At 72.9% G+C, this 20,416-nt stretch carries 19 protein-coding genes and 3 pseudogenes; 14 read left to right on the top strand and 8 right to left on the bottom strand.

Features of this window, described 5'->3' with window-relative positions:
- Positions 1-5: 5 nt before the first annotated feature.
- Positions 6-176, bottom strand: a pseudogene (locus ACQPY4_RS16990) (MgtC/SapB family protein); the annotation flags it as partial.
- A gap of 107 nt (positions 177-283) precedes the next feature.
- On the opposite strand from ACQPY4_RS16990, the gene ACQPY4_RS16985 reads away from it, so the two are divergent.
- The 4 genes from ACQPY4_RS16985 to ACQPY4_RS16970 are packed head-to-tail and all read left to right on the top strand — an operon-like array spanning position 284 to position 3,766.
- A complete protein-coding gene (locus ACQPY4_RS16985) occupies positions 284-700 on the top strand; it encodes a MerR family transcriptional regulator (protein WP_433337387.1) in 417 nt (138 codons plus the stop codon).
- A gap of 43 nt (positions 701-743) precedes the next feature.
- Positions 744-1,520, top strand: coding sequence for a metal-dependent transcriptional regulator (locus ACQPY4_RS16980; protein ID WP_433337385.1), 777 nt, complete (start codon positions 744-746; stop codon positions 1,518-1,520).
- 19 nt (positions 1,521-1,539) lie between these two features.
- The gene (locus tag ACQPY4_RS16975; protein ID WP_433337383.1) at positions 1,540-2,370 is read left to right on the top strand and encodes an AraC family transcriptional regulator; all 831 of its coding nucleotides are present in this window, start codon (positions 1,540-1,542) and stop codon (positions 2,368-2,370) included.
- 31 nt (positions 2,371-2,401) lie between these two features.
- Positions 2,402-3,766, top strand: coding sequence for a pyridoxal phosphate-dependent decarboxylase family protein (locus tag ACQPY4_RS16970; RefSeq protein WP_433337381.1), 1,365 nt, complete (start codon positions 2,402-2,404; stop codon positions 3,764-3,766).
- Between the two features lie 12 nt (positions 3,767-3,778).
- On the opposite strand, the gene ACQPY4_RS16965 is transcribed toward ACQPY4_RS16970, so the two are convergent.
- Both ACQPY4_RS16965 and ACQPY4_RS16960 read right to left on the bottom strand, forming a co-directional pair.
- Positions 3,779-4,426: a TetR/AcrR family transcriptional regulator gene (locus ACQPY4_RS16965; RefSeq protein WP_433337379.1), complete on the bottom strand. Its 648-nt coding sequence runs from the start codon at positions 4,424-4,426 to the stop codon at positions 3,779-3,781.
- A gap of 37 nt (positions 4,427-4,463) precedes the next feature.
- Positions 4,464-5,396 (bottom strand): helix-turn-helix domain-containing protein, encoded by a 933-nt coding sequence (locus ACQPY4_RS16960; RefSeq protein WP_433337377.1) that lies wholly within the window; start codon positions 5,394-5,396, stop codon positions 4,464-4,466.
- Between the two features lie 176 nt (positions 5,397-5,572).
- On the opposite strand from ACQPY4_RS16960, the gene ACQPY4_RS16955 reads away from it, so the two are divergent.
- A complete protein-coding gene (locus ACQPY4_RS16955; RefSeq protein WP_433337375.1) occupies positions 5,573-6,613 on the top strand; it encodes an NAD(P)-dependent alcohol dehydrogenase in 1,041 nt (346 codons plus the stop codon).
- A gap of 309 nt (positions 6,614-6,922) precedes the next feature.
- Here the strand turns inward: ACQPY4_RS16955 and ACQPY4_RS16950 are convergent, their stop codons facing one another.
- Positions 6,923-7,108 (bottom strand): GNAT family N-acetyltransferase, encoded by a 186-nt coding sequence (locus ACQPY4_RS16950; RefSeq protein WP_433337373.1) that lies wholly within the window; start codon positions 7,106-7,108, stop codon positions 6,923-6,925.
- A 153-nt stretch (positions 7,109-7,261) separates the two neighbouring features.
- On the opposite strand from ACQPY4_RS16950, the gene ACQPY4_RS16945 reads away from it, so the two are divergent.
- Complete coding sequence (locus tag ACQPY4_RS16945; RefSeq protein ID WP_433337371.1) at positions 7,262-8,416, top strand: epoxide hydrolase family protein; 1,155 nt, start codon at positions 7,262-7,264, stop codon at positions 8,414-8,416.
- A gap of 41 nt (positions 8,417-8,457) precedes the next feature.
- On the opposite strand, the gene ACQPY4_RS16940 is transcribed toward ACQPY4_RS16945, so the two are convergent.
- Positions 8,458-9,063 carry a TetR/AcrR family transcriptional regulator gene (locus ACQPY4_RS16940; RefSeq protein ID WP_433337369.1) on the bottom strand — a complete coding sequence of 202 codons (606 nt, stop codon included), beginning with the start codon at positions 9,061-9,063 and terminating at the stop codon, positions 8,458-8,460.
- Positions 9,064-9,073: 10 nt separating this feature from the next.
- Positions 9,074-10,348: a PucR family transcriptional regulator gene (locus tag ACQPY4_RS16935; protein WP_433337367.1), complete on the bottom strand. Its 1,275-nt coding sequence runs from the start codon at positions 10,346-10,348 to the stop codon at positions 9,074-9,076.
- 204 nt (positions 10,349-10,552) lie between these two features.
- Between ACQPY4_RS16935 and ACQPY4_RS16930 the strand changes: the two genes are divergently transcribed.
- The 7 genes and pseudogenes from ACQPY4_RS16930 to ACQPY4_RS16900 all read left to right on the top strand — a co-directional run bounded on the left by ACQPY4_RS16930 (position 10,553) and on the right by ACQPY4_RS16900 (position 16,962).
- Positions 10,553-11,494: an MBL fold metallo-hydrolase gene (locus tag ACQPY4_RS16930; protein ID WP_433337365.1), complete on the top strand. Its 942-nt coding sequence runs from the start codon at positions 10,553-10,555 to the stop codon at positions 11,492-11,494.
- 66 nt (positions 11,495-11,560) lie between these two features.
- Positions 11,561-12,133: a CDP-alcohol phosphatidyltransferase family protein gene (locus ACQPY4_RS16925; RefSeq protein WP_433337363.1), complete on the top strand. Its 573-nt coding sequence runs from the start codon at positions 11,561-11,563 to the stop codon at positions 12,131-12,133.
- Positions 12,130-12,924, top strand: coding sequence for a phosphatidate cytidylyltransferase (locus ACQPY4_RS16920; RefSeq protein WP_433337361.1), 795 nt, complete (start codon positions 12,130-12,132; stop codon positions 12,922-12,924). The genes ACQPY4_RS16925 and ACQPY4_RS16920 overlap by 4 nt, the downstream gene beginning before the upstream one ends.
- Positions 12,921-13,295: pseudogene (locus tag ACQPY4_RS16915) on the top strand (lysophospholipid acyltransferase family protein); the annotation flags it as partial. The gene ACQPY4_RS16920 and the pseudogene ACQPY4_RS16915, both read left to right, overlap by 4 nt.
- Positions 13,296-13,486: 191 nt before the next feature.
- Positions 13,487-14,275 (top strand): class I SAM-dependent methyltransferase family protein, encoded by a 789-nt coding sequence (locus ACQPY4_RS16910; protein WP_433337359.1) that lies wholly within the window; start codon positions 13,487-13,489, stop codon positions 14,273-14,275.
- Positions 14,276-14,482: 207 nt separating this feature from the next.
- A complete protein-coding gene (locus tag ACQPY4_RS16905) occupies positions 14,483-15,661 on the top strand; it encodes an FxsB family cyclophane-forming radical SAM/SPASM peptide maturase (protein WP_433337357.1) in 1,179 nt (392 codons plus the stop codon).
- Positions 15,652-16,962, top strand: coding sequence for an HEXXH motif domain-containing protein (locus ACQPY4_RS16900; RefSeq protein ID WP_433337355.1), 1,311 nt, complete (start codon positions 15,652-15,654; stop codon positions 16,960-16,962). The genes ACQPY4_RS16905 and ACQPY4_RS16900 overlap by 10 nt, the downstream gene beginning before the upstream one ends.
- Before the next feature lie 282 nt (positions 16,963-17,244).
- On the opposite strand, the gene ACQPY4_RS16895 is transcribed toward ACQPY4_RS16900, so the two are convergent.
- Together ACQPY4_RS16895 and fxsT are read right to left on the bottom strand one after the other, a co-directional pair.
- Positions 17,245-17,643: a tetratricopeptide repeat protein gene (locus tag ACQPY4_RS16895; protein WP_433338941.1), complete on the bottom strand. Its 399-nt coding sequence runs from the start codon at positions 17,641-17,643 to the stop codon at positions 17,245-17,247.
- Positions 17,644-17,728: 85 nt separating this feature from the next.
- Positions 17,729-19,930, bottom strand: a pseudogene (fxsT, locus tag ACQPY4_RS16890) (FxSxx-COOH system tetratricopeptide repeat protein); the annotation flags it as partial.
- A gap of 204 nt (positions 19,931-20,134) precedes the next feature.
- Between fxsT and ACQPY4_RS16885 the strand changes: the two are divergent.
- Complete coding sequence (locus ACQPY4_RS16885; protein WP_433337353.1) at positions 20,135-20,320, top strand: hypothetical protein; 186 nt, start codon at positions 20,135-20,137, stop codon at positions 20,318-20,320.
- Positions 20,321-20,416 lie beyond the last annotated feature (96 nt).

The raw sequence follows: 20,416 nt of genomic DNA, 5'->3' as shown, positions 1-20,416 counted from the left end.
GCGTCCAGCATGAACAGCGCGGACGCGAAGCCGACCAGGGTGTGGGTGCGCAGGCCAGCGCTCTTTTGCCGGACCTCGCGCTCCAGGCCGATCGCGGCCGAGAGCACCAGGGCAAGGCCCAGCTCACCGGCCTGGAGCCAGCCCTGGCCGGTGGGTTCGCCGAGTGATGCGAGCACCACCGCTCCAGGCTAGACGGTGTCCGATCGGTGCTCCGAACCCACCCACCGAAGATCGAAGTTAGGTTAGCCTTGCCTAATGAGACAAAATCGGCTTGAGTGATGGAGTGGAGGACCTGATCCCGATCGGGGCCGTCGCCGACCGTTTCGACCTGCCGGTGTCGACCCTGCACTACTGGGAACGACGCGGCCTGATAAAGCCACACCGGCGCTCGGGCCGCCGCTATTACGACGACGATCTCGTCTATCGCATCGCCCTCATCAGACTCTGCCAGGAGAACGGGCTGATGTCCCTGGACGAGATAAAACTGATCGTGGAAGGCCGCGCGCCCGCACTCGAATGGCGCACCGCCGTCAAGGCGAGGCTCGCCACGATCGAGAACAGCATCCGGCAACTGCGCGGCGCCCAGGAATACCTCACCCACCTGCTGACCTGCGAGCAGGAACGCAGTCTGGACCGATGCCCGCACTTTCGGGCGGACATCGGTCTCTCCTGTCGCAATCGGGTCCGTATTCCGGGATGACCGCGCTTGACCTCAACTCGGGTTGAGACGGGACCCTCGAATCGTGACCGCTCACGGACTCATCGACGCCACCGAGATGCATTTGAAGGCCATCCTGGAATTGAACGAGGACGACGTCGTCCCGTTGCGCGCCCGAATAGCCGACCGGCTGGGCCGCAAGGCGTCGACGGTCAGCCAGACCATTTCCCGGATGGAACGCGACGGGCTCGTGCTGCTGCGCGGCGACGGCAGGGTCGCGCTCTCCGAACCGGGACGCGCCCAGGCCGTCGGCGTCCTGCGCAAGCACCGCCTCGCCGAGGTGCTGCTGCACCGCGAGATCGGGCTGGAATGGCCGCGCGTCCATGCCGAGGCCTGCCGCTGGGAGCATGTGCTCTCCGAGAAGGTCGAGCGGCGGATCTTCGAGCTGTGCGGACGCCCCACCCTCTGCCCGTACGGCAACCCCATCCCCGGCCTGGACGGGCTGTGGCCGCCCGGTGAGCCCCGGCGGGACGAGCCGCGCCCGTCGCGCCCGGCGGGCCAGGCCGTGCTGGCCGGGCAGACCACGGCCGTGATCAGCCGGATCAGCGACCGCGTCCAGGACGACGCCCAGTTCCTGCGCACCCTGCACACGGCCGGGATGCACCCGGGAGCCCCGGTGTCGCTGACGCCGCTGCCGGGCGACGAGGTGCGGCTGAGCGCGGGCGACCACGCGGTGACGCTCAGCCGGTACCAGGCCGAGACCCTGATGGTGTCGGACCCCTCGCCGATCGCGGATCCGGCGCCCCCGGCCCGCCACCCCACCGGGCGCACCCGCGTCAGGAGACCGGCCGCCCGGAGCTGACCTCGCATATCGTCGGCGGATGGAGGCGAACCGCTCCCGCCTGTGGCGGCTGCGCGCGATGGGCGGTCTGGAGCTGATGCGCGCCCACTACCACCGGCACGCGTTCGCGCGGCACGGGCACGAGACCTTCGCGATCGGCGTCGTCCTGTCGGGCGCCGAGGAGATCTGGTTCCGCGAGGGCGTCGAACGGGTCGGGCCCGGCGGCCTGGTGCTGATCGAGCCCGAGGTCGTCCATACCGGGGTGGCCTCGGACGCGAACGGCTGGGCCTACCGCGTCCTGTATCCGTCGGCCCGGGTGATGGCCGACATCGCCGGAGGGCCGGGCACGCCGCGCTTTCGCCAGCGGCTCGTGCACGACCGCGAGGCGGCGGCCCTGGTGCTCACCGCGCACGCCGCCGCCGAGACCGAGGATCCGCTCACCGCCGAGACGCTGCTGCGCTCGGCCCTGCGCCACCTGCTGCGGGCCCACGGCGACGCGCCCGAACCGGTGGCACCGGTGCCGGGAGGCGGATTCACCGCCCAGGCCCGCGAGGTCCTGCGCGAACGCCTGACCGACCCGCCCGGCCTCCAGGAGCTGGCCGCCCAGGTCGGTGTCGCGCCCTTCACGCTGGTGCGCGCCTTCCGCGCGGCCTACGGGCTGCCGCCGCACGCGTTCCTGATCCAGCAGCGCGTCCGCGCGGCCCGCCGGCTGCTGCGGGACGGGATGCCGCCCGCCGAGGTGGCCCCGGAGGTCGGCTTCTTCGACCAGGCCCATCTGACCCGGCACTTCCGCCGCCTGGTCGGCGTCCCGCCCGGCGCCTACCAGCGGCCGGGCAAGATCGTACAAGCGTCCGGCCGCGCGTCTCCCTAGCGTCTCCCGGCAAGACGACCTAGGGAGAACCATGCGCGACCTGGAGCCGGACGGCCCGGCGCTCGAAACGATGATGCGGCTGGCCACGGAGCTGATCGCCGGGGTGGAGCGGGAACCGGCCAGCGCCTACGGCGACGGCCGCGTCACGCGCGCCATGCTGCGCCCGCCCCCGGACCACCCCGGAGACCTCGCCTCGCTGCTGACCGACGTCAAGGCGGCCGCGGCCGAGGGCGTCGACACCGCCGGACCCGGCTACCTCGCCTACTTCCCGGCGGGCGGGCTCATGTCCTCGGCGCTCGGCGAGCTGATCGCCCAGGTCCACAACCGCTTCACTTCCGTCGCCGAGCTGGCCCCCGCGCTGGTGGCGATGGAACACGGCGTGCTGCGCTGGCTCTGCGACCGGTTCGCGCTGCCGCCCGGCTCGGCCGGGCTGACCACCACCGGCGGCTCCACGGCGACGCTGGCCGCCCTGGTCGCCGCGCGCCACGACCGCCTGGGCGACGACTTCCACGAGGGCACCCTCTACGTCACCGAGCACACCCACTACTGCGTCGCCAAGGCCGCCCGGATCTCCGGGCTGGCGGCCGACCGGGTGCGGGTCGTCCCGGCCGAGGGCCTGCGCATGGACCCCGGCGCCGCCGCCGAGCTGATCGCCGCCGACCGGGCCGCGGGCCTCCGCCCGTTCCTCATGGTCGGCACCGCCGGGACGACCAGCACCGGGACGGTCGACCCCCTGACCGCCCTCGCCGGGGTCGCCCGCGACGAGGGGCTCTGGTTCCATGTGGACGCGGCCTACGGTGGCGGCTTCCAGCTCACCTCCCGGGGCCGCGCACGGCTCGCGGGCGTCGAGCATGCCGACTCGCTCGTCCTGGACCCGCACAAGAGCCTGTTCCTCCAGTACGGCACGGGCGTCCTGCTGGTGCGCGACGGACGCACGCTCGCCGCCGCCCACACCGGCTTCGGCGACTACCTCCAGGACCTCCAGGGCGTGGAGGGACTCCCCGACTTCGGCCACCTCGGCCCCGAACTCACCCACGAGTTCCGCGGGCTGCGGATGTGGCTGCCCCTCCACCTGCACGGCGTCGCGGCCTTCCGGGACGCGCTCGACGAGAAGCTCGACCTCGCCGCGCTCGTCCACCGGGAACTGTCGGCCGATCCCCTCTTCGACCTTCCCTGGGAACCCGACCTGACCGTCGTCCCGTTCCGCCTGCATTCGGGGGACGCCGCTGGCCAGCGGCTGCTGGAGCGCATCAACGCGACGGGCCGGATCTTCCTGTCCAGCACCCGGGTCGACGGCCGCTTCTACCTCCGCCTCAACCCCACCAGCCACCGCACCCGCGAACACCACGTCCGCGACGCCCTCGCCCTCATCCGCGCCCTGGCCCGGACGAACTGAGACCGCCCACGGTCAGGTCAGGACACCGGCGGCCCACAGCCTCCGCACATGGGCTATCAGGGGCGGGCCGACGGCCAGCAGGCCCTCGCGGTCGTTGCGGGCGACCGGCGCGGTCACCATGGCGCTGGTGGCCGCGACGACCGTCCGGCACGCGAACCGGCCCTCCTCGCTGCGCGCTCCGAGCAGGTCGGCGAGCGCGTCGGCGAGCCAGGACTGGACGTCGGTCCTGCGCCGGACCGCGTCGGGCCCGGCCGCGTAGACCTCGACCAGGAACAGCCGGGTGTAGGACCACTCGGACGCCAGCGCCTCGAGGTAGGCGGTGAAGGCGCGCTCGAACCGCTCCAGCGGTTCGGCGCCCTCGGTCTGAGCGGGCTCGGAACCGAACCCGGCGATGGGAATCAGCCGCTCCAGCAGCAGCTCCGAGGCCCGCTCGAAGGACGACATGAAGCAGTCGAACTTGGAGTCGAACAGCTGGTAGAAGCTCTGCCGTGACACGACCGCGCGTTTGAGGACGTCCTCGACGGACGTGGCGACATAGCCCTTCTCCGACATCACCTCGGCCATCGCGCCGCACAGGCGCAGCCGCTGGAGACGACGGGCCTCCTCGCGGGGCAGGGCGTGTCGTCCTCGGGGCAGCCTGCGGGGTGAGGAGTCGGACACCGGTTCACCTTAACCAGAAGCCGCAGGCGAGGCGGGGTTACCGCGCGGCGCGGCCCGGTTCGGCCCCGGCGCGGACGGCGTCGGCCCCCCAGCTGCCGAGCAGGCGCAGCCCCTCGGCCGACGGCGAGCCGGGTTCGGCATGGTAGGTGATCAGCGACTGGTCGAGGTCGCCGGGGAGCTTGAAGGACTCGAAGGACAGCGTCAGCTCACCCACGAGCGGATGGCGCAGATGCTTGACGCCGTGGCTCTTCTCCCGGACGTCGTGCCGGGCCCACAGCCCGCGGAACTCCTCGTTCTTGACCGACAGCTCGCCCACCAGCGCCGACAGCCGGGGATCGTCGGCATGGCAGCCCGCGTCCATGCGCAGGAAGCCCACGACGTCGGCCGCCTTGGACTCCCAGTCGACGAAAAGCTCGCGGTACTCGGGGCGCAGGAACACCAGCCGCGCCCAGTTGCGCTCGTCCGGCGGGAGCTCGTGCCAGTTGCCGAAGAGGGAGACGGCCATCCGGTTCCAGGCCAGGATGTCGGTCCGCCTGCCGGTCACGTAGGCCGGGACGCCGTCCAGCGCGTCCAGCAGTTCCCGCATGGCCTGGCGCACCTGCTGGGGACGGCCGGAGGCCCTCCTGCCGTGGCGCTTCGGCTTGGCCAGATGGGTGAGGTGGGCGTGCTCGGCCGCGCTCAGCCTCAGCGCGCGCGAGATCGCGTCCAGCACCTCGGTCGAGACGTTGCGGCCCTTGCCCTGCTCAAGCCGGGTGTAGTAGGCCACCGAGACCCCGGCGAGCTGGGCCAGCTCCTCGCGCCGCAGGCCCGGCACCCGGCGGTGACGGCCGAACTGGGGCAGGCCCACGTCCTCGGGCTTGAGCCGTGCGCGGCGGGTGCGCAGGAACTCGCTGAGCTCGGCACGCCAGTCGAGCGGCGGTTCCGCCGGCGGCGGCCCGGCGAGGGGGCTCTCCCAGTTCTGCTCGGTCATGGAGCACATTATCCCCGGTCATAGGCACATGAGACTGGCACTGCCAGTGGTAGGACCGCTGGACGTAGGCAGAACAGAGACCTGGGAGGGCCCGCCGCCGCGAGGCAGGCTCGGTTCGTGACCCGGTGGGACGAGCAGCCGGGCACGAGGAGCACGTCCTGAGGAGACCCTTCCGCATGAGCACCGTTGCCGCTTACGCCGCCTCCAGCGCCAAGGCCCCGCTGGAGCGCACCACGATCGAGCGCCGCCCGGTCGGCGCGTCCGACGTCCGGATCGACATCCGGTTCGCGGGCATCTGCCACTCCGACATCCACCAGGCCCGGGAGGGCTGGGGCGAGGCGATCTTCCCGATGGTGCCGGGCCACGAGATCGCCGGGATCGTCGCCGAGGTCGGCTCCGGGGTCACCCGATACGCCGTGGGCGACCGGGTCGGCGTCGGCTGCTTCGTCGACTCGTGCCGCGAGTGCGAGTACTGCGAGCGGGGCCTGGAGCAGTACTGCGTCCAGGGGATGACCGGCACCTACAACGCCCTGGACCGGAGCGGCGAGCCCACCTACGGCGGCTACTCCACCGCGATCGTGGTCGACGAGAACTATGTCGTCCGCATTCCCGACTCGCTGCCGCTGGACGCCGCCGCCCCGCTGCTGTGCGCCGGAATCACCGTGTACTCGCCGCTGCGGCACTGGAATGCCGGTCCCGGCAGCAGGGTCGCCGTGCTCGGCATGGGCGGTCTCGGCCACATGGCCGTCAAGATCGCGCACGCGATGGGCGCCGAGGTGACCGTGCTCAGCCAGTCGCTGCGCAAGAAGGACGACGGCCTGCGCCTGGGCGCCGACCGCTACCGCGCGACCAGTGACCCGGCCACGTTCCAGGAGCTGAAGGGCTCCTTCGACCTCCTGTTGTCGACGGTGTCGGCACCGCTGGACTTCGACGCCTACCTCGAGCTGCTCAAGACCGACGGCGCGCTGGTGAACGTCGGGGCGCCCGAGGACCCGGTCTCGCTCAACCTGTTCTCGCTCATGCTCGGCCGCAGGTCGCTGGCCGGGTCGGCGATCGGCGGCATCGCCGAGACCCAGGAGATGCTCGACTTCTGCGCCGAGCACGGCCTGGGCGCCGAGATCGAGGTGATCCGCGCCGAGGAGATCAACCAGGCGTACGAGCGGATCCTGGCCAGCGACGTCCGCTACCGCTTCGTGATCGACACCGCCACGATCTAGGCCGTCGGCGCCACGGCCCCGGCGGCGGCCTCCAGGGCGGCCAGCAGGCCGCGCAGGGGCGGGTGTGCCGGGGACGTGTCGCGGGTGGCGGCGTAGATCGCCCTGACCGGCACCGGGTTGCGGCCCTCGCGGACGAGCCTCCTTCTCCAGCACCGCCATCCGCCGCGACGGTCGGCTGCCTGCTGCCGGTGGTCTCGGTGGTGCTGGGCGCGGTCGTCCTGGACGAGCAGCTGGGCCCGCGCGTCATCGCGGGCATGGCCGTCGTGCTGGTCGGCGTCGGCCTGACCGCCGCCGGACGGGGGCGCTCGCTCAGCCGACCAGCAGGACCTCGGCGCCCACGGCCTCGAACCCGGCGGCGAGGAAGCAGCGGACGCTGGCGGCGTTGCCCGGGGCGATCTGGGCCCAGAGCGGTCCGGGCGCGAGATGGCGGGCCGCGCGGGCCAGGGAGCGGCCGAGCCCGCGCCCTCGGGCGCCAGGTTCCACCAACGTGATCATGGGGGTGTACGGTGGTGCGACGACGGCCCGAGGAGGTGAGCCCGATGACCGCGAGCATCGCGAGCAAGTCCGACCGGGCACTCCCGGAGCGCGCGTCCCTCTGATCCGCGCCGGGGAGTGCCGTAGCAAAGCACTCTTCCCTGGTTAGGAACCATGACCGCACAGCCTTTTCAGATCTCCGTTCCCGATGCCGTTCTCGACGACCTGCGCGAGCGGCTGCGCCGGACCCGGTTCACCACCGCGTCCGACTCCGCGTTCTGGGCGGCGGGGGTCGACCCCGCCTATCTGCGCGAGCTCGTCGCCTACTGGGCCGACGGCTACGACTGGCGCGCGGCCGAGACCGCGCTCAACGCCTACCCGCACTTCGTCGCGCAGGTCGGCGGGCGGCAGGTCCACTTCGTCCATCTGCGCGGTCGGCGTCCCGGGGGCGCTCCCGCGCCGCTGCCGCTGGTGATGACCCACGGCTGGCCCAGCAGCTTCGTGGAGATGCTCAAGGCCGCCGAGCGGCTCGCCGACCCCGCGAGCCACGGCGGCGACCCCGCCGACGCCTTCGACGTCGTCGTCCCGTCCCTGCCCGGCTTCCTGTTCTCCGAGCTGCCCGACGGGCCGTTCACCCGCCGCGGCGTCGCCGAGATCTGGCACTCGCTCATGACCCGGACGCTCGGATACCGGCGGTTCGGCGCGTTCGGCGGCGACATCGGCGGCGGCGTGACCCAGTGGCTCGGCGGGCTCTTCCCCGGCGAGGTCGCGGGCGTCCACGTGACCTCGGCGGTGGTCACGACCGACTTCTCCGAGCGTCCCGCCACGCCCGAGGAGCAGGCCTACCTCGACCATCTCGCCGCCTACGACGAGACCGACCTGGGGTACAGCGAGATCATGTGCACGCGTCCCGACACGATCGCGGCGGCACTGAACGACTCGCCGTCCGGGCTCCTGGCGTGGATCGCCGACAAGTACCGCGACTGGACCGACTGCGGCGACGACCTGGAGTCCAAGTGGGACCGCGACACGTTGCTGACGGTGGCGACCCTGTACTGGGCCACCGGCACCATCGGGACCTCGTTCCGGCAGTACTACGACTACGGGAAGAACCGGCCGGTGCCGCCGATCGCGGTGCCCGCGGCCGTGACGCTCAGCCATGAGCCGATGACCGCGCACTTCCCGAGGAGCCTGGCCGAGCGGATCTACTCCGACCTGCGCCACTGGAGCACGCCCGGACGCGGCGGGCACTTCATGGCGCACGAGGAGCCCGACCAGGTCGCCGCCGAACTGCGGGCCTTCTTCGGTCCGCTGCGCGACCGGGACTGACGTGACAGCGGCCCGTCCCGCCTTCAAGGGGGGACGGGCCCTCAGTCGGGCAGGGGGAGCATCCGCTCGATCACCTGGTGCAGGTAGCGGCGGAACTCGGCCAGGTCGTGCGGGTCGGGCCCGGTGTTCTCGACGTGGTCGCTCTGCGCGCTGCGCATCACGCCGCTGCTCAGGAAGCCCGACACCATCCAGGGGATCGTCCACAGGACGAAGTCGATGTCGACGTCGCCGGGCGCGACCTCGCTCAGCGCGGCGGCCAGCTTGGTGAACCCCGGGCGGACGTAGAGCTCCTCCATCTCGGCGATGTCGGTCGCGTCGCCCATCCTGCGGTGCAGCCAGAGCGAGACCAGCGCCGGGTTCGCGGCGTAGTAGTCGAGGTAGGCGTCGATGAGGTCGCCCAGGCCCCGGCGCGTCGGGGTGAAGGCGGCGGCCGCCTCGGCCAACGCGGCCCGCTCGGCCTGGTGCGCGCGCAGCATCACGGCGCGGTACAGCTCGTTCTTGCCGCCGAAGCGCTCGTTGATCGCGGCGGTGCCGACCCCGGCCGCCTCGGCGATCAGGCCGAGCGAGGAGCCGTCGAACCCGAGCTCGGCGAACAGCTGCGTGGCGACCACGACGATCCGTTCGGCCTGTGCGTCGCTGCAGGTCATGGCACTCATGCTAGCGAACCGGCCGCTCCGGGCCGGGGACGCGGGGCCCCGGCGGCGCGGCCTGGTGGACCTGGTCGTGCCCGGCGCCGGGCGAGGTGAGCCAGGCGCGCAGCGCCAGGTGGAACTCCAGCCGCTGGGCCGGGTCGTAGAGGGATTCGCCGAACATCGCCTCCAGCTGCCGGATGCGGTAGCGGATGGTCTGGGCGTGCACGTGGAGCCGCGTCGCGACCTCGGTGGCGTTGAACCCGCACTCGATGGAGCTCAGGAAGGTCTCGGCCAGCCTGCCCCGCGTGGTGGGGCGCGAGGCCAGCAGGGGCCCCAGCTTGCGCTCGATGAGGATGCCGGCCAGGTCGGGCGCCCGGCTCATGATCATGATCGGGAGATGCTCGGTGACCACCACCGGTCTGCGGCCCGGGACGACCCCCTCGCGCACCAGGTCGAGGGCCTGCCGGGCCAGGATCAGCGAGGTCGCGGTCTCGGCCGGAGCCACGGCGGGACCGATCGCGGCCGTCCAGCCCTTGAGACCCGCCTCCAGCGTCCTGCGCCGTCCGGGACCCTCGGGGTCGGGGACGATCAGGCACGGCTCGTCCAGGTGCAGCCCGACCAGGATGTCGGGTGCCAGGCTGGGACGCGGGGCGCTGTCGCCGCGACGCTCGCGCAGCGCCACCGCCGCGACGGCCGCGGGCATCGGCCAGTCGGCGTCGGCGGCCAGGCTCCGCAGCTTGCCCCGGGGCTGCTCGGGGTCGACCAGGGCGTCCAGCAGGCGGCGGCGCCTCAGCTGGAGCTCGCCCGCGACCTGGGCGCTGGTCTCGGCGTGCCCCTCGGCGGCCGAGTCGATCAGGCGGTCGAGGTAGGAGAACACCGCCTGCGCCACCTGGGCGATGGTGGTGGAGGTGACGCTGGTGTTGAGCAGTTCGGACTCTTCGGTGAGCCGCCGGACCGCCACCCCGGCGCCGATCCGGAAGGCGGCCTGGATCGGCTCCAGGCTCCGGCCCTCGCGCGCCTCACCGACCCCCACCCGGCGAAAGTGCGCCAGGATGTCCTCCGAGGACAGGTCGGGAGTGCCCATGAGATCGACGAAATGCCCGATGGACCACTCGACCGACCACGCCAGCACCTCCGCGTAGCGGGCGTCGTGCGAGCGGGCGTAGTCGGGCAGGTCCCGCTCGATCTGGATGGTGGCCTCACGGGCGATCCCGGGCACGCGCTTGCGCAGCTCGGGAATCAGCTCGTCGATGCCCCGCACCGAGAGCCTGAGCTCGACGAGACGAGCGGACGACGACATCTAGGCTCCTTTCGCCGTCCCCCCGATTGAGCGACGTACCGAACCGTAAGTCTCCCCTGACCCAATTAGCACTCTGTTAGCACTCATACGTCAAGAGTTGTCTCATACTGATGAGTACGCGCGCTCAGATTGTGAGCGGGCATCAGGGTCCCGTGACCGGCCAGGGAGTACCCTGCCTCCGATCATGAATCGCGCGGAGGCCCGATGAGCAGCATCGCCAGGGACGTCACCATGCCGGGACCACCTCGTTTGGAGGAGGTCGCGGAAGGCGTCTTCGCCTATGTGCAACCCGACGGTACCTGGTGGATCAACAACACCGGGTTCCTCGTCGGCGCCCGCGGCGTGATCAGCGTCGACTCCTGCTCCACCGAGCGGCGGACCCGGGCCTACCTCCACGCGATCGCCTCGGTCACCGACCGTCCCGTGCGCACGCTCGTCAACACCCACCACCACGGCGACCACACCTTCGGCAACTACCTGTTCGCCGGGGCCACGGTCGTCGGCCACGAGGGCACCCGGGAGGGCGCCCTCGCCTGGGGAAAGCCCTTCTCCGCGCCGATCTGGACCGAGGTCGACTGGGGCGAGGTCGAGCTGGAACCGCCGTTCCTGACCTACCGCGAGGGCGTCACGCTCTGGGTGGACGACCTGCGCTGCGAGGTGCGGTACGTGGGCAGCCCCGCGCACACCACCAACGACTCCGTCGTCTGGATCCCCGACCGCGGCGTGCTGTTCTGCGGCGATCTGCTGTTCAACGGCGGCACGCCGTTCCTGGTCCAGGGCTCGATCGCCGGGGCGATCTCGGTGCTGGAGGAGACCGTCAGGCCGCTGGGCGCCGCGACGATCGTCCCGGGCCACGGGCCGGTCTGCGGCCCCGAGGTGATCGACCGGGTGCTGGGCTACCTGAGGTTCGTCCAGGAGACCGCCGCGCACGGCAGGGCCGCCGGGCTCACACCGCTGGAGCTGGCCACCGAGACCGACCTCGGCCCGTACGCCGAGCTCAGCGACGGCGAGCGGATCGTGGGCAACCTCCACCGCGCCTACGCCGAACTGGACGGCGCCGAGCCGGGCGCCCAGATCGACCTGCTGGCCGCGATGACCGACATGGTCACCTTCAACGGAGGCAAGCCCCTGTCCTGCCACGCCTGAGTACTCATGGGCAACTGAGTAGGCCGACGGATAGGCGCGGCCTTCGCCGCGGGCGACCCTTGCGGCATGGACGGACTGTACGCGCTCAAGCCCTGGTACGCCGCGCGTCTCGGCGGCGTGCGGGCCACGCTCGCGCGGCGCCGTGTCTCCCCCGACGCGGTCACCGCGGCCGGCGTCGCGGCCGGGGCCGCCGCCGGAGCCGCGCTCGCCCTCGTCCGGCCGGGGCCCCTCGCCGGTGTCCTGGTCGCCCTGCTGCTGGCCGCGCGCCTGGCGTGCGCCAACCTCGACGGCGCGCTGGCCCGCGAGACGGGCCGCACCTCGCCGTGGGGCTCGGTGGTCAACGAGCTCGGCGACCGCGTCGCCGAGCTGGCCGTCCTGGCGGGCTGCCTCGCGCTGGCCCCGGCCTGGCTGGTCGCCTCCGCCGCGCTCGCCGCGACGCTGCCGTCCTGGGCCTCGCTGGCCGGAGCGGCGGCCGGCGGCCCCCGGCCGCAGGGCGGGCCCGCCGGCAAGACGGAGCGGTGCCTGCTGCTCGCGCTGATCGCCTTCACCGGCTGGGCGTCCCCCCTGCTCGCCGTCATCGCGGCCGGGTCGGTGCTCACCGCCGCCGTCCGGCTCGCGCGGATCCGGAGGTCGCTGTGACCGAGTCCCTCCCCTACCTGGCCGGAGCCTTCGCCGTCAGCGGCGTGGCCGTCTGGCGCTCGGGCCGCCGCGAGCTGGTCGAGCGCTGGCTGAGCTGGCTGGTGATCGTCCCGCTGGTCGGGGGCGCGTTCTGGCTCGGGGCTCCCGGCGCCGCCGCGCTGGCGGCGGGCGCGGGACTGGTCGCCGCGGCCGAGTACGCCCGCCTGGCCGGGCTGCGCCGGACCGACCTGGCCGTCATGGCGACGGCCCTGGCCGCGTTCCCCGTCACCGCCTGGCTGGCCCCGGAGCAGCTCACCCGCCTGCTGCTGGCGTCGCTGCTCGCCGTCGTCCTGGTCCCCGTGCTGACCGGGGACGCCGAGGGCGGCGCGAACCGCGCGCGGGGCACGGCGTTCGGCGTGGTCTGGCTGGCGCCGCTGAGCGGTCTGGTGCTGCTGGGCGACCTGGCGCTGCCGCTGTGCGCCGCTATCGCGGTCGCGGACGTGTCGGCCTGGTGCGGCGGCAAGCTGCTGCGCGGCCCCGCGCTGTCGCCGCTGAGCCCCGCCAAGCGCTGGGGAGGCGTGGTCGGCGGCGCCGCCGGAGGCGTGGCGATCCTGCTGCTGTTCGGCGCGGCCACCCCGGCCACGGTGATCGCGGTGGCCGCCGGGGCGCCGCTGGGCGACCTGCTGGAGTCGATGCTCAAGCGCGGCGCCGGGGTCAAGGACGCCGGGTCCTGGCTCCCGGGGTTCGGCGGCCTGCTCGACCGCGTCGACTCGCTGCTGGTCGCGCTGGCGGTGGCGGTGGTGCTGTCATGATCGCCGCGCTGCTGCGCAGGCTCGGCTGGCGCGCCGCGTTCCGGCTCGCCGGGGGCATCGAGGTCGAGGGACCCCGGCCGGACGGCCCCTGTGTGATCGTCGCCAACCACTGCTCGCACGCCGACACCGCCGCGCTGCTGGCGGCCGTCCCGGCGCGGCGCCGCCCGGCGGTCGCCGCCGCCGCGGACTACTGGTTCGCGGGCCGCCTGCGCTCGGCGGTGTGCCGGGCGCTGGTGTCGGGCTTCCCCGTCCGGCGCGGCCGGGGCGGCTTCGGCGACCTCGCCGGGGCGACCGGGCTCCTGGCCCGGGGCCGCGCCGTCATCGTCTTTCCCGAGGGGACCCGCTCGCGCGACGGCACGGTGGGCCCGTTCCATTCGGGCGCGGCCCGGCTGGCCGACCTCGCGGGCGTCCCGCTGGTCCCGGCCGGGCTCTCGGGGACGCGCGAGCTGCTGGCCGTCCACGGGCGCCCGCGCCGCGGCCGCGTCCTGGTCCGCTTCGGCGAGTCCGTCCACGATCTCCAGGCCGCGCGCCGCGCGGTCGGCCACCTGTCCCAAGGAGAACCATGCTCACCACGGCCAAGTGGAGCGCCATGCGGCTGCTCCTGCGCACCGCGGGACGCGCTTCCCAGGGCGTCCGCATCGGATACCGGCACGGCTTCGACAGCGGCACCATGCTCGACTACGTCTACGAGAACCGCGCCCACGGGCACCTCGGCGTCGGCCGGCTGATCGACCGCGTCTACCTGAACGCGGTCGGCTGGCGGGCGATCCGCGCCCGCCGCGACCTGCTCAAGGACGTCCTGCGGGAGGAGATGGACCTGCGCGGCCGTCCCGTCAGGCTCCTCGACGTGGCCGCGGGCCCCGGCCGCTACCTCCAGGACCTGCTGGACGAGGACACCTCGTACCACGCCCACCGGGCCCTGTGCCGGGACCTCGACCCCGAGGGGCTGCGCCGCGGCGAGGCCATGGCCGCCCGGCGCGACCTGCTGAACATCGCCTACGAGCCGGGCGACGCGTTCGACCCCGAGCCGCCCGCCTTCGGGCCGCCCGACCTCATCGTCGTCTCGGGGCTCTACGAGCTGATCCTGGACGAGAAGACCGTCCGGGCGTCGATGGAGCGCCTGCGCGGTCTGCTCGCGCCGGGCGGTGCGCTGGTCTTCACCACCCAGACCCGGCACCCGCAGCTGGAGTTCATCGCCAACGTCCTGCCCAACCGCGACGGCGACCCGTGGGTGATGCGCTGCCATGCCGTCGAGGAAACCGAGGAGTGGGCCAGGGACGCGGGATTCACCACCGTGACCAGCCGCCGCGAGAAAATCGGCCTCTTCACCGTGACGACGGCCGCGGGATGACGCGCCAAAGTCCTTCCGTCCGTCTATGTACTTGTTAGTTCCATTTGACATAGTTTGATGATCTTCGTTCGTGCGCAGATTAGTGGGAACGGCCAGACGACTGCACGGATTTGCGCAGAGTTCGCATGCGGAGGTCAAAAGAACGTGGCGGTAGGTCTCGGCACCATGGAATCGGGCCCGAAAGGGGAATGGCCCGACGATCTCGACGTGAAAGCGCTCTCCGAGAGCGGCTGGCGGCCGACGCCGTTCCACGAGTTCCTCCTCAAGGTCCACAGCCGGTGCGACCTCGCCTGCGACTACTGCTACATGTACGAGATGCCGGACCAGACCTGGCGCACCCGGCCCCGCCGGATGAGCCCGGACGTCATCGACCACGTCGCCGCCCGCGTCGCCCAGCACGCCGCCCGGCACCGGCTCCCCTCGGTGCGGATCGTCCTGCACGGCGGCGAGCCCCTGCTGGCGGGCGCGGCGACCCTCGCCCACGCCGTCACCGCCGTCCGGCGGGCGGTCCGGCCGCCGACCCGGGTGGAGGTGAGCCTCCAGACCAACGCCGTCCGGCTGGACGAGGCCGCCCTCACCCTGCTGGACGAGCTCGGCGTCCGGATCGGCGTCAGCCTCGACGGCGACGCCGCCGCGCACGACCGGCACCGGCGCGGACCGGGCGGACGGGGCAGCCACGCGGCCGTCCGGGCCGCCCTGGAACGGTTGACCGGACCGCGGTTCCGGCACCGGTTCGGCGGCCTGCTCTGCACGGTCGACCTGCGCAACGACCCGCTGGACACCTACCGGGCACTGCTCGAATGGAAGCCGCCCGCCCTGGACTTCCTGCTCCCCCACGGCAACTGGGACACCCCTCCCCCGGGACGGGAGCCGGGCTCTCCCGCGACCCCGTATGCCGACTGGCTGATCGCGATCTTCGACCGCTGGTACGACGCCCCCGAGCGCGAGACCCGCGTCCGCGTGTTCGACGACGTCATGCGGCTGCTCCTCGGCCGCCGCGCGAGGGCCGAGGGCCTCGGGCTCGGCCCCACGGGCACGGTCGTGATCGAGACCGACGGGAGCATCGAGCAGTCGGACGTCCTGAAGTCGGCCTACGAGGGCGCCCCCGCCACCGGGCTGCACGTGTCCCGCGACTCGCTCGACGCCGCGCTGCTGCTCCCCTCGATCGCCGCCCGGCAGATCGGGGTGCGCGCCCTGGCTCCCGAATGCCTCGCGTGCCCGGTGCGCGAGGTCTGCGGCGCGGGGCTGTACGCCCACCGCTACCGGTCGGGCCAGGGGTTCGCCAACCCCTCGGTCTACGGGCCCGACCTGTTCCGGCTGATCGGCCATGTCCGCGCCCGGATGGTCCGTGACATCCGGGAGCTGGCGGTGGCGCGATGCGGCTGACGCGGCACGAGCTCGCCGCGCTCGCCGCCGGATCCGGCGGCCCGGCGACCGTCGAGCGGCTGGTGGCGAGCCGGCACGGCACCCACGCGCTGCTGCTGTGGGGCGTCCAGCACACCGCCCGGGCACGCGCCCATCCCCAGGCCGCGCGGGCGCGCTTCGCCTTCGAGCTGATCAGGGACCTCCAGAAGGCCCACCCCGAGGCGGCCGGGGCCGTGCTGCGGCATCCTTCCGTCGGCGCCTGGGCGCGCAGCACCCTCGACCGGTTGAACGGCGGCCTCGAACTCCCCGGGACGCCGCGCCGCGCCGCCGAGCCCGCCGCGCTGGCATCGGTCGCGGCGGCCGTCGCGGTCCGGGCGGGCGTCCCGTGCGCGATCGAGGTACCGGCCATCGACGGCACGGTGACACTCCCCTCCCTCGGAAGCGCCGACCTGCCCGAGGGCCCGGCCGTGCTGCGCCAGACCGAGCGCGGCACGGACCTGAGAGGCGGCGGCGCGCACGTCAGGATCCCCCGCGCCTCCGGGGCGCCCGCACCCGGCTGGCACGGGCTGCGCCCGCTGCCGACCGCCGGTCCGTCCTTCCTGCTGGACGACGTCGACCCGTTCCGCGTGCCGGGCGTCGTCCCCGCCGCGCGCCTGGACGACGCCGACCTGGCCCGGTGGCGGTCGACGCTGGCGCAGGCATGGCACCTGCTCGCCCGCCACCACTGGACCTGCGCCGACGAGATCCGGGCCACGATCACGGTCATCACCCCGCTGCCGGACCGGTCGGACGAGCCCTGGAGCGCGACCTCGCCGGCCGCGTTCGGGTCGGCGGCGATCTCCGCGCCGCCCGACCCCGTCTCGCTGGCCGTCACGCTCGCCCACGAGGTCCAGCACGCCAAGCTGGTGGCGCTGATGGGCGCGGTCGAGCTGATCGACCTGGCCGGGCCGGGCGGCGACGAGCTGTTCTACGCGCCCTGGCGCGACGACCCCCGGCCGCTGGGCGGCCTGCTGCACGGCGCCTACGCCCACCTCGGCATCGCCGGGTTCTGGCGCAGGCAGCGCCATGTGGAGGACGGCGCCTCGGCCGTCCGCGCCCATGCCGGCTTCGCCCGCTGGAGAGCCGCGGGCGCCCAGGCCACCCGGACGCTCCTGGACAGCGGCCGCCTGACCCGGCAGGGCCGCGAGTTCACCCTCGGCATGCGCGAGACCCTGCTCGCCTGGTCGGACGAGCCCGTCCCCGCGGCCGCCCGCCGCCGTGCCGAGCGCGACGCCGCCCGACACCAGGCCCAGTGGCGGCGCCGCGTGCACGGAGCCCGCTGACCCCCGCCACCCGCCGACGAATCAAAGCGGAAGCCGATCAGAGCGGGAGCGGGCCAACGCGAGAGCAGATCAGAGCGGCGGCGAATCAGAGCGGGGGGCGGGTCGCCGCCCGAGCGGGTCAGAGCGGGATCGGGTCAGAGCGGGAGCGCGTCAACACAAGGCCGAGCCAACGCGGGGGCAAGCCCAACGCGAGGGGGCAAGCCCCAACGCAGAGGCAACCCCAACGCGAGGGCAAGCCAACGCGGGGGCGGGTCAGAGCGGGGTGGGTCAGAGCGGGGTGGGTCAGAGCGGGGGCGGGTCGAAGTCGAAGTCGAGGCGCAGGCCCTGGTCGATGGCCTTGATGTCGGGGTGGTCCTGGCCCACGCGGACGACGTAGACGCGCATCGTCCGGGCGAGCAGGGTGTCGGCCTCGTCGCCGGCGCCGTCGGCGCGCAGGTCGAGCACCAGGTTGGCGGCGCAGGCGAGCGTCGTCGGATGCTCGGGCCCGAGCACGGCCTCCATGCGGGCCAGGGTGTCGGTGCCGAGCTCGCGGGCGGCGGAGATCTCGCCCAGGGCGTTCAGATCGCTGGCGAGGTTGGCGGCCACGAACAGCGGATAGTGGTGGTCTTTGCCCAGGGCCGCGTGGAGCGAGGCGAGCGCGCTCTCGTTCAGGGACCGTGCCCCCTCGATGTCGCCGCGCACCCTGCGCAGCACCGCGAGGTTGCCCACGGAAGCAATGGCTGAACGGATGGTCCGCCCCGTACATCTTCGGGTAGCGCGGCACCATGCTCTCGGCCAGCTCGCAGGCCTGGTCGACCGCGCCGGTGACCCGCAGCGAGTGCACCAGGCTCATCGCCGTCTCCAGCGACTCGGGCGTCTCCAGGCCGTACAGCCGCTCGAACTTGCCGAAGATCTCCCTGACCAGGTCGAGCGCCTCGTCGACGGCGCCGCCCCGGCGCATCGAGACCGACAGGTCGCGGCCCGTGCGCATGGTGCGCAGATGCTCGGCGCCCAGCTCCTGGCGGCCGAAGTCATAGGCGTCCTCGCCCAGGAACCGGGCCTCGGAGAACTCGCCGCACAGCCGGACGGCCCGCGCCAGCCCGTTCCACGAGCTGAGCACGTTGCTGCGGTTGACGCCCTCGCTGGCCTCGCTCTGCAGCATGAACGCGCGCCGGTGCCACTCGCGGGCACTCTGGTACTGGCTGTTGACGCCGTAGTCGAGCGCCACGTTGTGCATGGTGCTGAGCGTGAGGGGGTGATCCTCACCGAACACGCGGGCGTGCAGCTCGCGGGCCTCCTGGTCGTGCCGGAGCGCCTCGGCGAAGTGCCCCCTGGCGCGCAGGTCGATGCCGAACCCGTTCAGGTGCCTGAGCGTCTCGGGGTCGTCGGGCCCGAGGACCTCCTGCGCCTGGGCGAGCGTCTTGCGGGCGAGGTCGTAGCTGGCCTCGAACCTTCCTTGGCCGCGCAGGACGTTGGCGAGCTGGCGCCGGGCCACCAGGATCTCGCGCCCGCCGGGCGTCCAGGGGTCGTCGGGGTCGACCTCGGCCTCCCAGCGCTCCAGCAGGCGTTCGAGCAGCCCCGCGGCCGCGGAGATGTCGCCGACGTTGAGCAAATACCGGCCCATGTTGCTGGCGAAGCGCCGCACGTCGGGCTGGTGGCAGTCGGAGACGCCCGCCGGCTCGATGTGCGCCACCAGCTCGGCGAACCTGGGCCACTTGTCGTCGTCGGACGGATCGGGCGGGGCGGCCCCGGCCAGGAGCCGGTGCACGTCGTGCCGGAACGCGGCCTGCTGGTCGTCGGGCAGAACCTTGCGCAGCATGGTCTGGACGAGCCGGTGCACCTGGATCGTCCGGCTGGTGGAGTCGATGCGGCCCAGCGCGAAACGGCCCAGCATCCGGATCGCCTGCGTGCGCCGGATCGGGTCGGACAGGATGCCGCTCAGCGGCGACTCGTCGCCGACGACGCCGCGCCGGAACACATCGAGCGGGATCGGTTCGGGGCCGAAGAACGCGCACACGCGCAGCAGCGTGACCGCCTCGGGGAGCTGCTCCTGGAGCTTGCTCACCGACAGCTGCCAGGCGGCCGTCATCGAGGCGGGGTACTCGGCGGTCGGCGGCTGCGACAGCAGCTCGATCGGCTGCCGCTTGAGCAGTTCGAGGTACTCGTCGGTGTCCATGCCGGTCTCGGCCTGGAGCGCCCCGGCCTGTTCGAGGGCGAGCGGGAGGTCGCCCAGGTTCTCGGCGAGCCGGAGGGCGTCCAGCCGGGCGATCGCCCCGGGCGCGCGGCGGCTGAGGAACTGCACGCTCTCCTCGCGGTCGAACACGTCGACCGCGACCGTGTCGACCAGTTCCTTCCACCCCTGGTTGCGCGAGGTGATCAGGATCTGGCCGGGACCGGACGGCAACAGCGGGCGCAGCTCCTCCGGACGGTCGGCGTTGTCGAAGATCAGCAGCCAGCGGTTGTAGGGGTCGCCCCTGCGCAGCGCGTCACGGACGGCCGAGGCGGCCTCCTCCACGCCGGTGGTCATGGGGGAGTCGAGGCCGAGCGGCTCGGCCAGCGCGGCCAGCGCGGGGGTGATCAGCGAGATCTGGTCGGCGGAGATCCACCAGACGACGTCATAGTCGGACTGGAAACGGTATGCGTACTCGATCGCCATCTGGGTCTTGCCGACGCCGCCGATTCCATGGAGGGCCTGCGGAAGCACCGCTGTGGTGTGACCGGAGGTGATTCCCTGGCGCAGCCGTTCGAACAGCTCCTCGCGGCCGGTGAAATTCCTGTTGCGAGGCGGGACCTTGCCCCACACCCTCGGGACGCGACCGGTGTTCCTCGCCGTTTCCGACGTCCCGGATTCAATCACTGCCCGCCTCCGCCATCGTACGCCGCCGTTCGGTGCGTTCCATCCTAAGCGCGTCCAATGCCCGGGGCGCAGCCCCGGGACTTCTCCGTAGTGCGTATTTGTACGCACAATTCGGCGCTCTTCCAGCGCCATCATTTCGTAGCCCGGGCCGGTCCCGCCGACTTTCCAATCCAAAGATCACAAACACGTGACAGGCGGCCCGGCCGGGATGTATCTCTAGGGATGTGTTCGTTCCTGGGCGGTAGGACACCCTGCTCGTGACGGCCAGGTTCCCGGACCGGCGGTCGCGGGCATGTTCCCTGCGGGTGAACGGCGAGACGACGACAAGGAGCGCCCATGCGTGAGAACGTGGACGCGGACGACCAGGCGGCTCCGGGCGAGTGTCTCATCGAGCTCTCCGGCCTCAGCCTGGGCGATCTGGACGAGGCCGACCAGAGCAGTCTCGCTCACGCGCTGCGTCAGGCCCTCGGCCCCACCGGCGCCGACGAGGCCCTCACCGGCGGCGGCCAGTCGGCCGTCTGAATCCTCCCCGACCGCGACCAGGAACCGAGCCACCCAGAACAGGTGATCACGATGCGGCCACCTCGCCCGGCGAGGTTCCACGGCCAGGCCGGAACG

The organism is Spirillospora sp. CA-294931 (assembly GCF_050946795.1).
In the GTDB taxonomy this organism is placed as follows: Bacteria; Actinomycetota; Actinomycetes; order Streptosporangiales; family Streptosporangiaceae; genus Spirillospora.
Note: the sequence above shows the minus strand (reverse complement) of the source record. Positions and strands in the feature narration are given on the sequence as shown.

Excerpts from the sequence above, each read along its gene's own strand:
- ACQPY4_RS16975 (WP_433337383.1), top strand. The coding sequence starts at position 1,540 with ATGGAGGCGAACCGCTCCCGCCTGTGGCGGCTGCGCGCGATGGGCGGT.
- ACQPY4_RS16970 (WP_433337381.1), top strand. The coding sequence starts at position 2,402 with ATGCGCGACCTGGAGCCGGACGGCCCGGCGCTCGAAACGATGATGCGG.
- ACQPY4_RS16960 (WP_433337377.1), bottom strand. The coding sequence starts at position 5,396 with ATGACCGAGCAGAACTGGGAGAGCCCCCTCGCCGGGCCGCCGCCGGCG.
- ACQPY4_RS16955 (WP_433337375.1), top strand. The coding sequence starts at position 5,573 with ATGAGCACCGTTGCCGCTTACGCCGCCTCCAGCGCCAAGGCCCCGCTG.
- ACQPY4_RS16950 (WP_433337373.1), bottom strand. The coding sequence starts at position 7,108 with ATGATCACGTTGGTGGAACCTGGCGCCCGAGGGCGCGGGCTCGGCCGC.
- ACQPY4_RS16945 (WP_433337371.1), top strand. The coding sequence starts at position 7,262 with ATGACCGCACAGCCTTTTCAGATCTCCGTTCCCGATGCCGTTCTCGAC.
- ACQPY4_RS16940 (WP_433337369.1), bottom strand. The coding sequence starts at position 9,063 with ATGACCTGCAGCGACGCACAGGCCGAACGGATCGTCGTGGTCGCCACG.
- ACQPY4_RS16935 (WP_433337367.1), bottom strand. The coding sequence starts at position 10,348 with ATGTCGTCGTCCGCTCGTCTCGTCGAGCTCAGGCTCTCGGTGCGGGGC.
- ACQPY4_RS16930 (WP_433337365.1), top strand. The coding sequence starts at position 10,553 with ATGAGCAGCATCGCCAGGGACGTCACCATGCCGGGACCACCTCGTTTG.
- ACQPY4_RS16925 (WP_433337363.1), top strand. The coding sequence starts at position 11,561 with ATGGACGGACTGTACGCGCTCAAGCCCTGGTACGCCGCGCGTCTCGGC.
- ACQPY4_RS16910 (WP_433337359.1), top strand. The coding sequence starts at position 13,487 with ATGCTCACCACGGCCAAGTGGAGCGCCATGCGGCTGCTCCTGCGCACC.
- ACQPY4_RS16900 (WP_433337355.1), top strand. The coding sequence starts at position 15,652 with ATGCGGCTGACGCGGCACGAGCTCGCCGCGCTCGCCGCCGGATCCGGC.
- ACQPY4_RS16885 (WP_433337353.1), top strand. The coding sequence starts at position 20,135 with ATGCGTGAGAACGTGGACGCGGACGACCAGGCGGCTCCGGGCGAGTGT.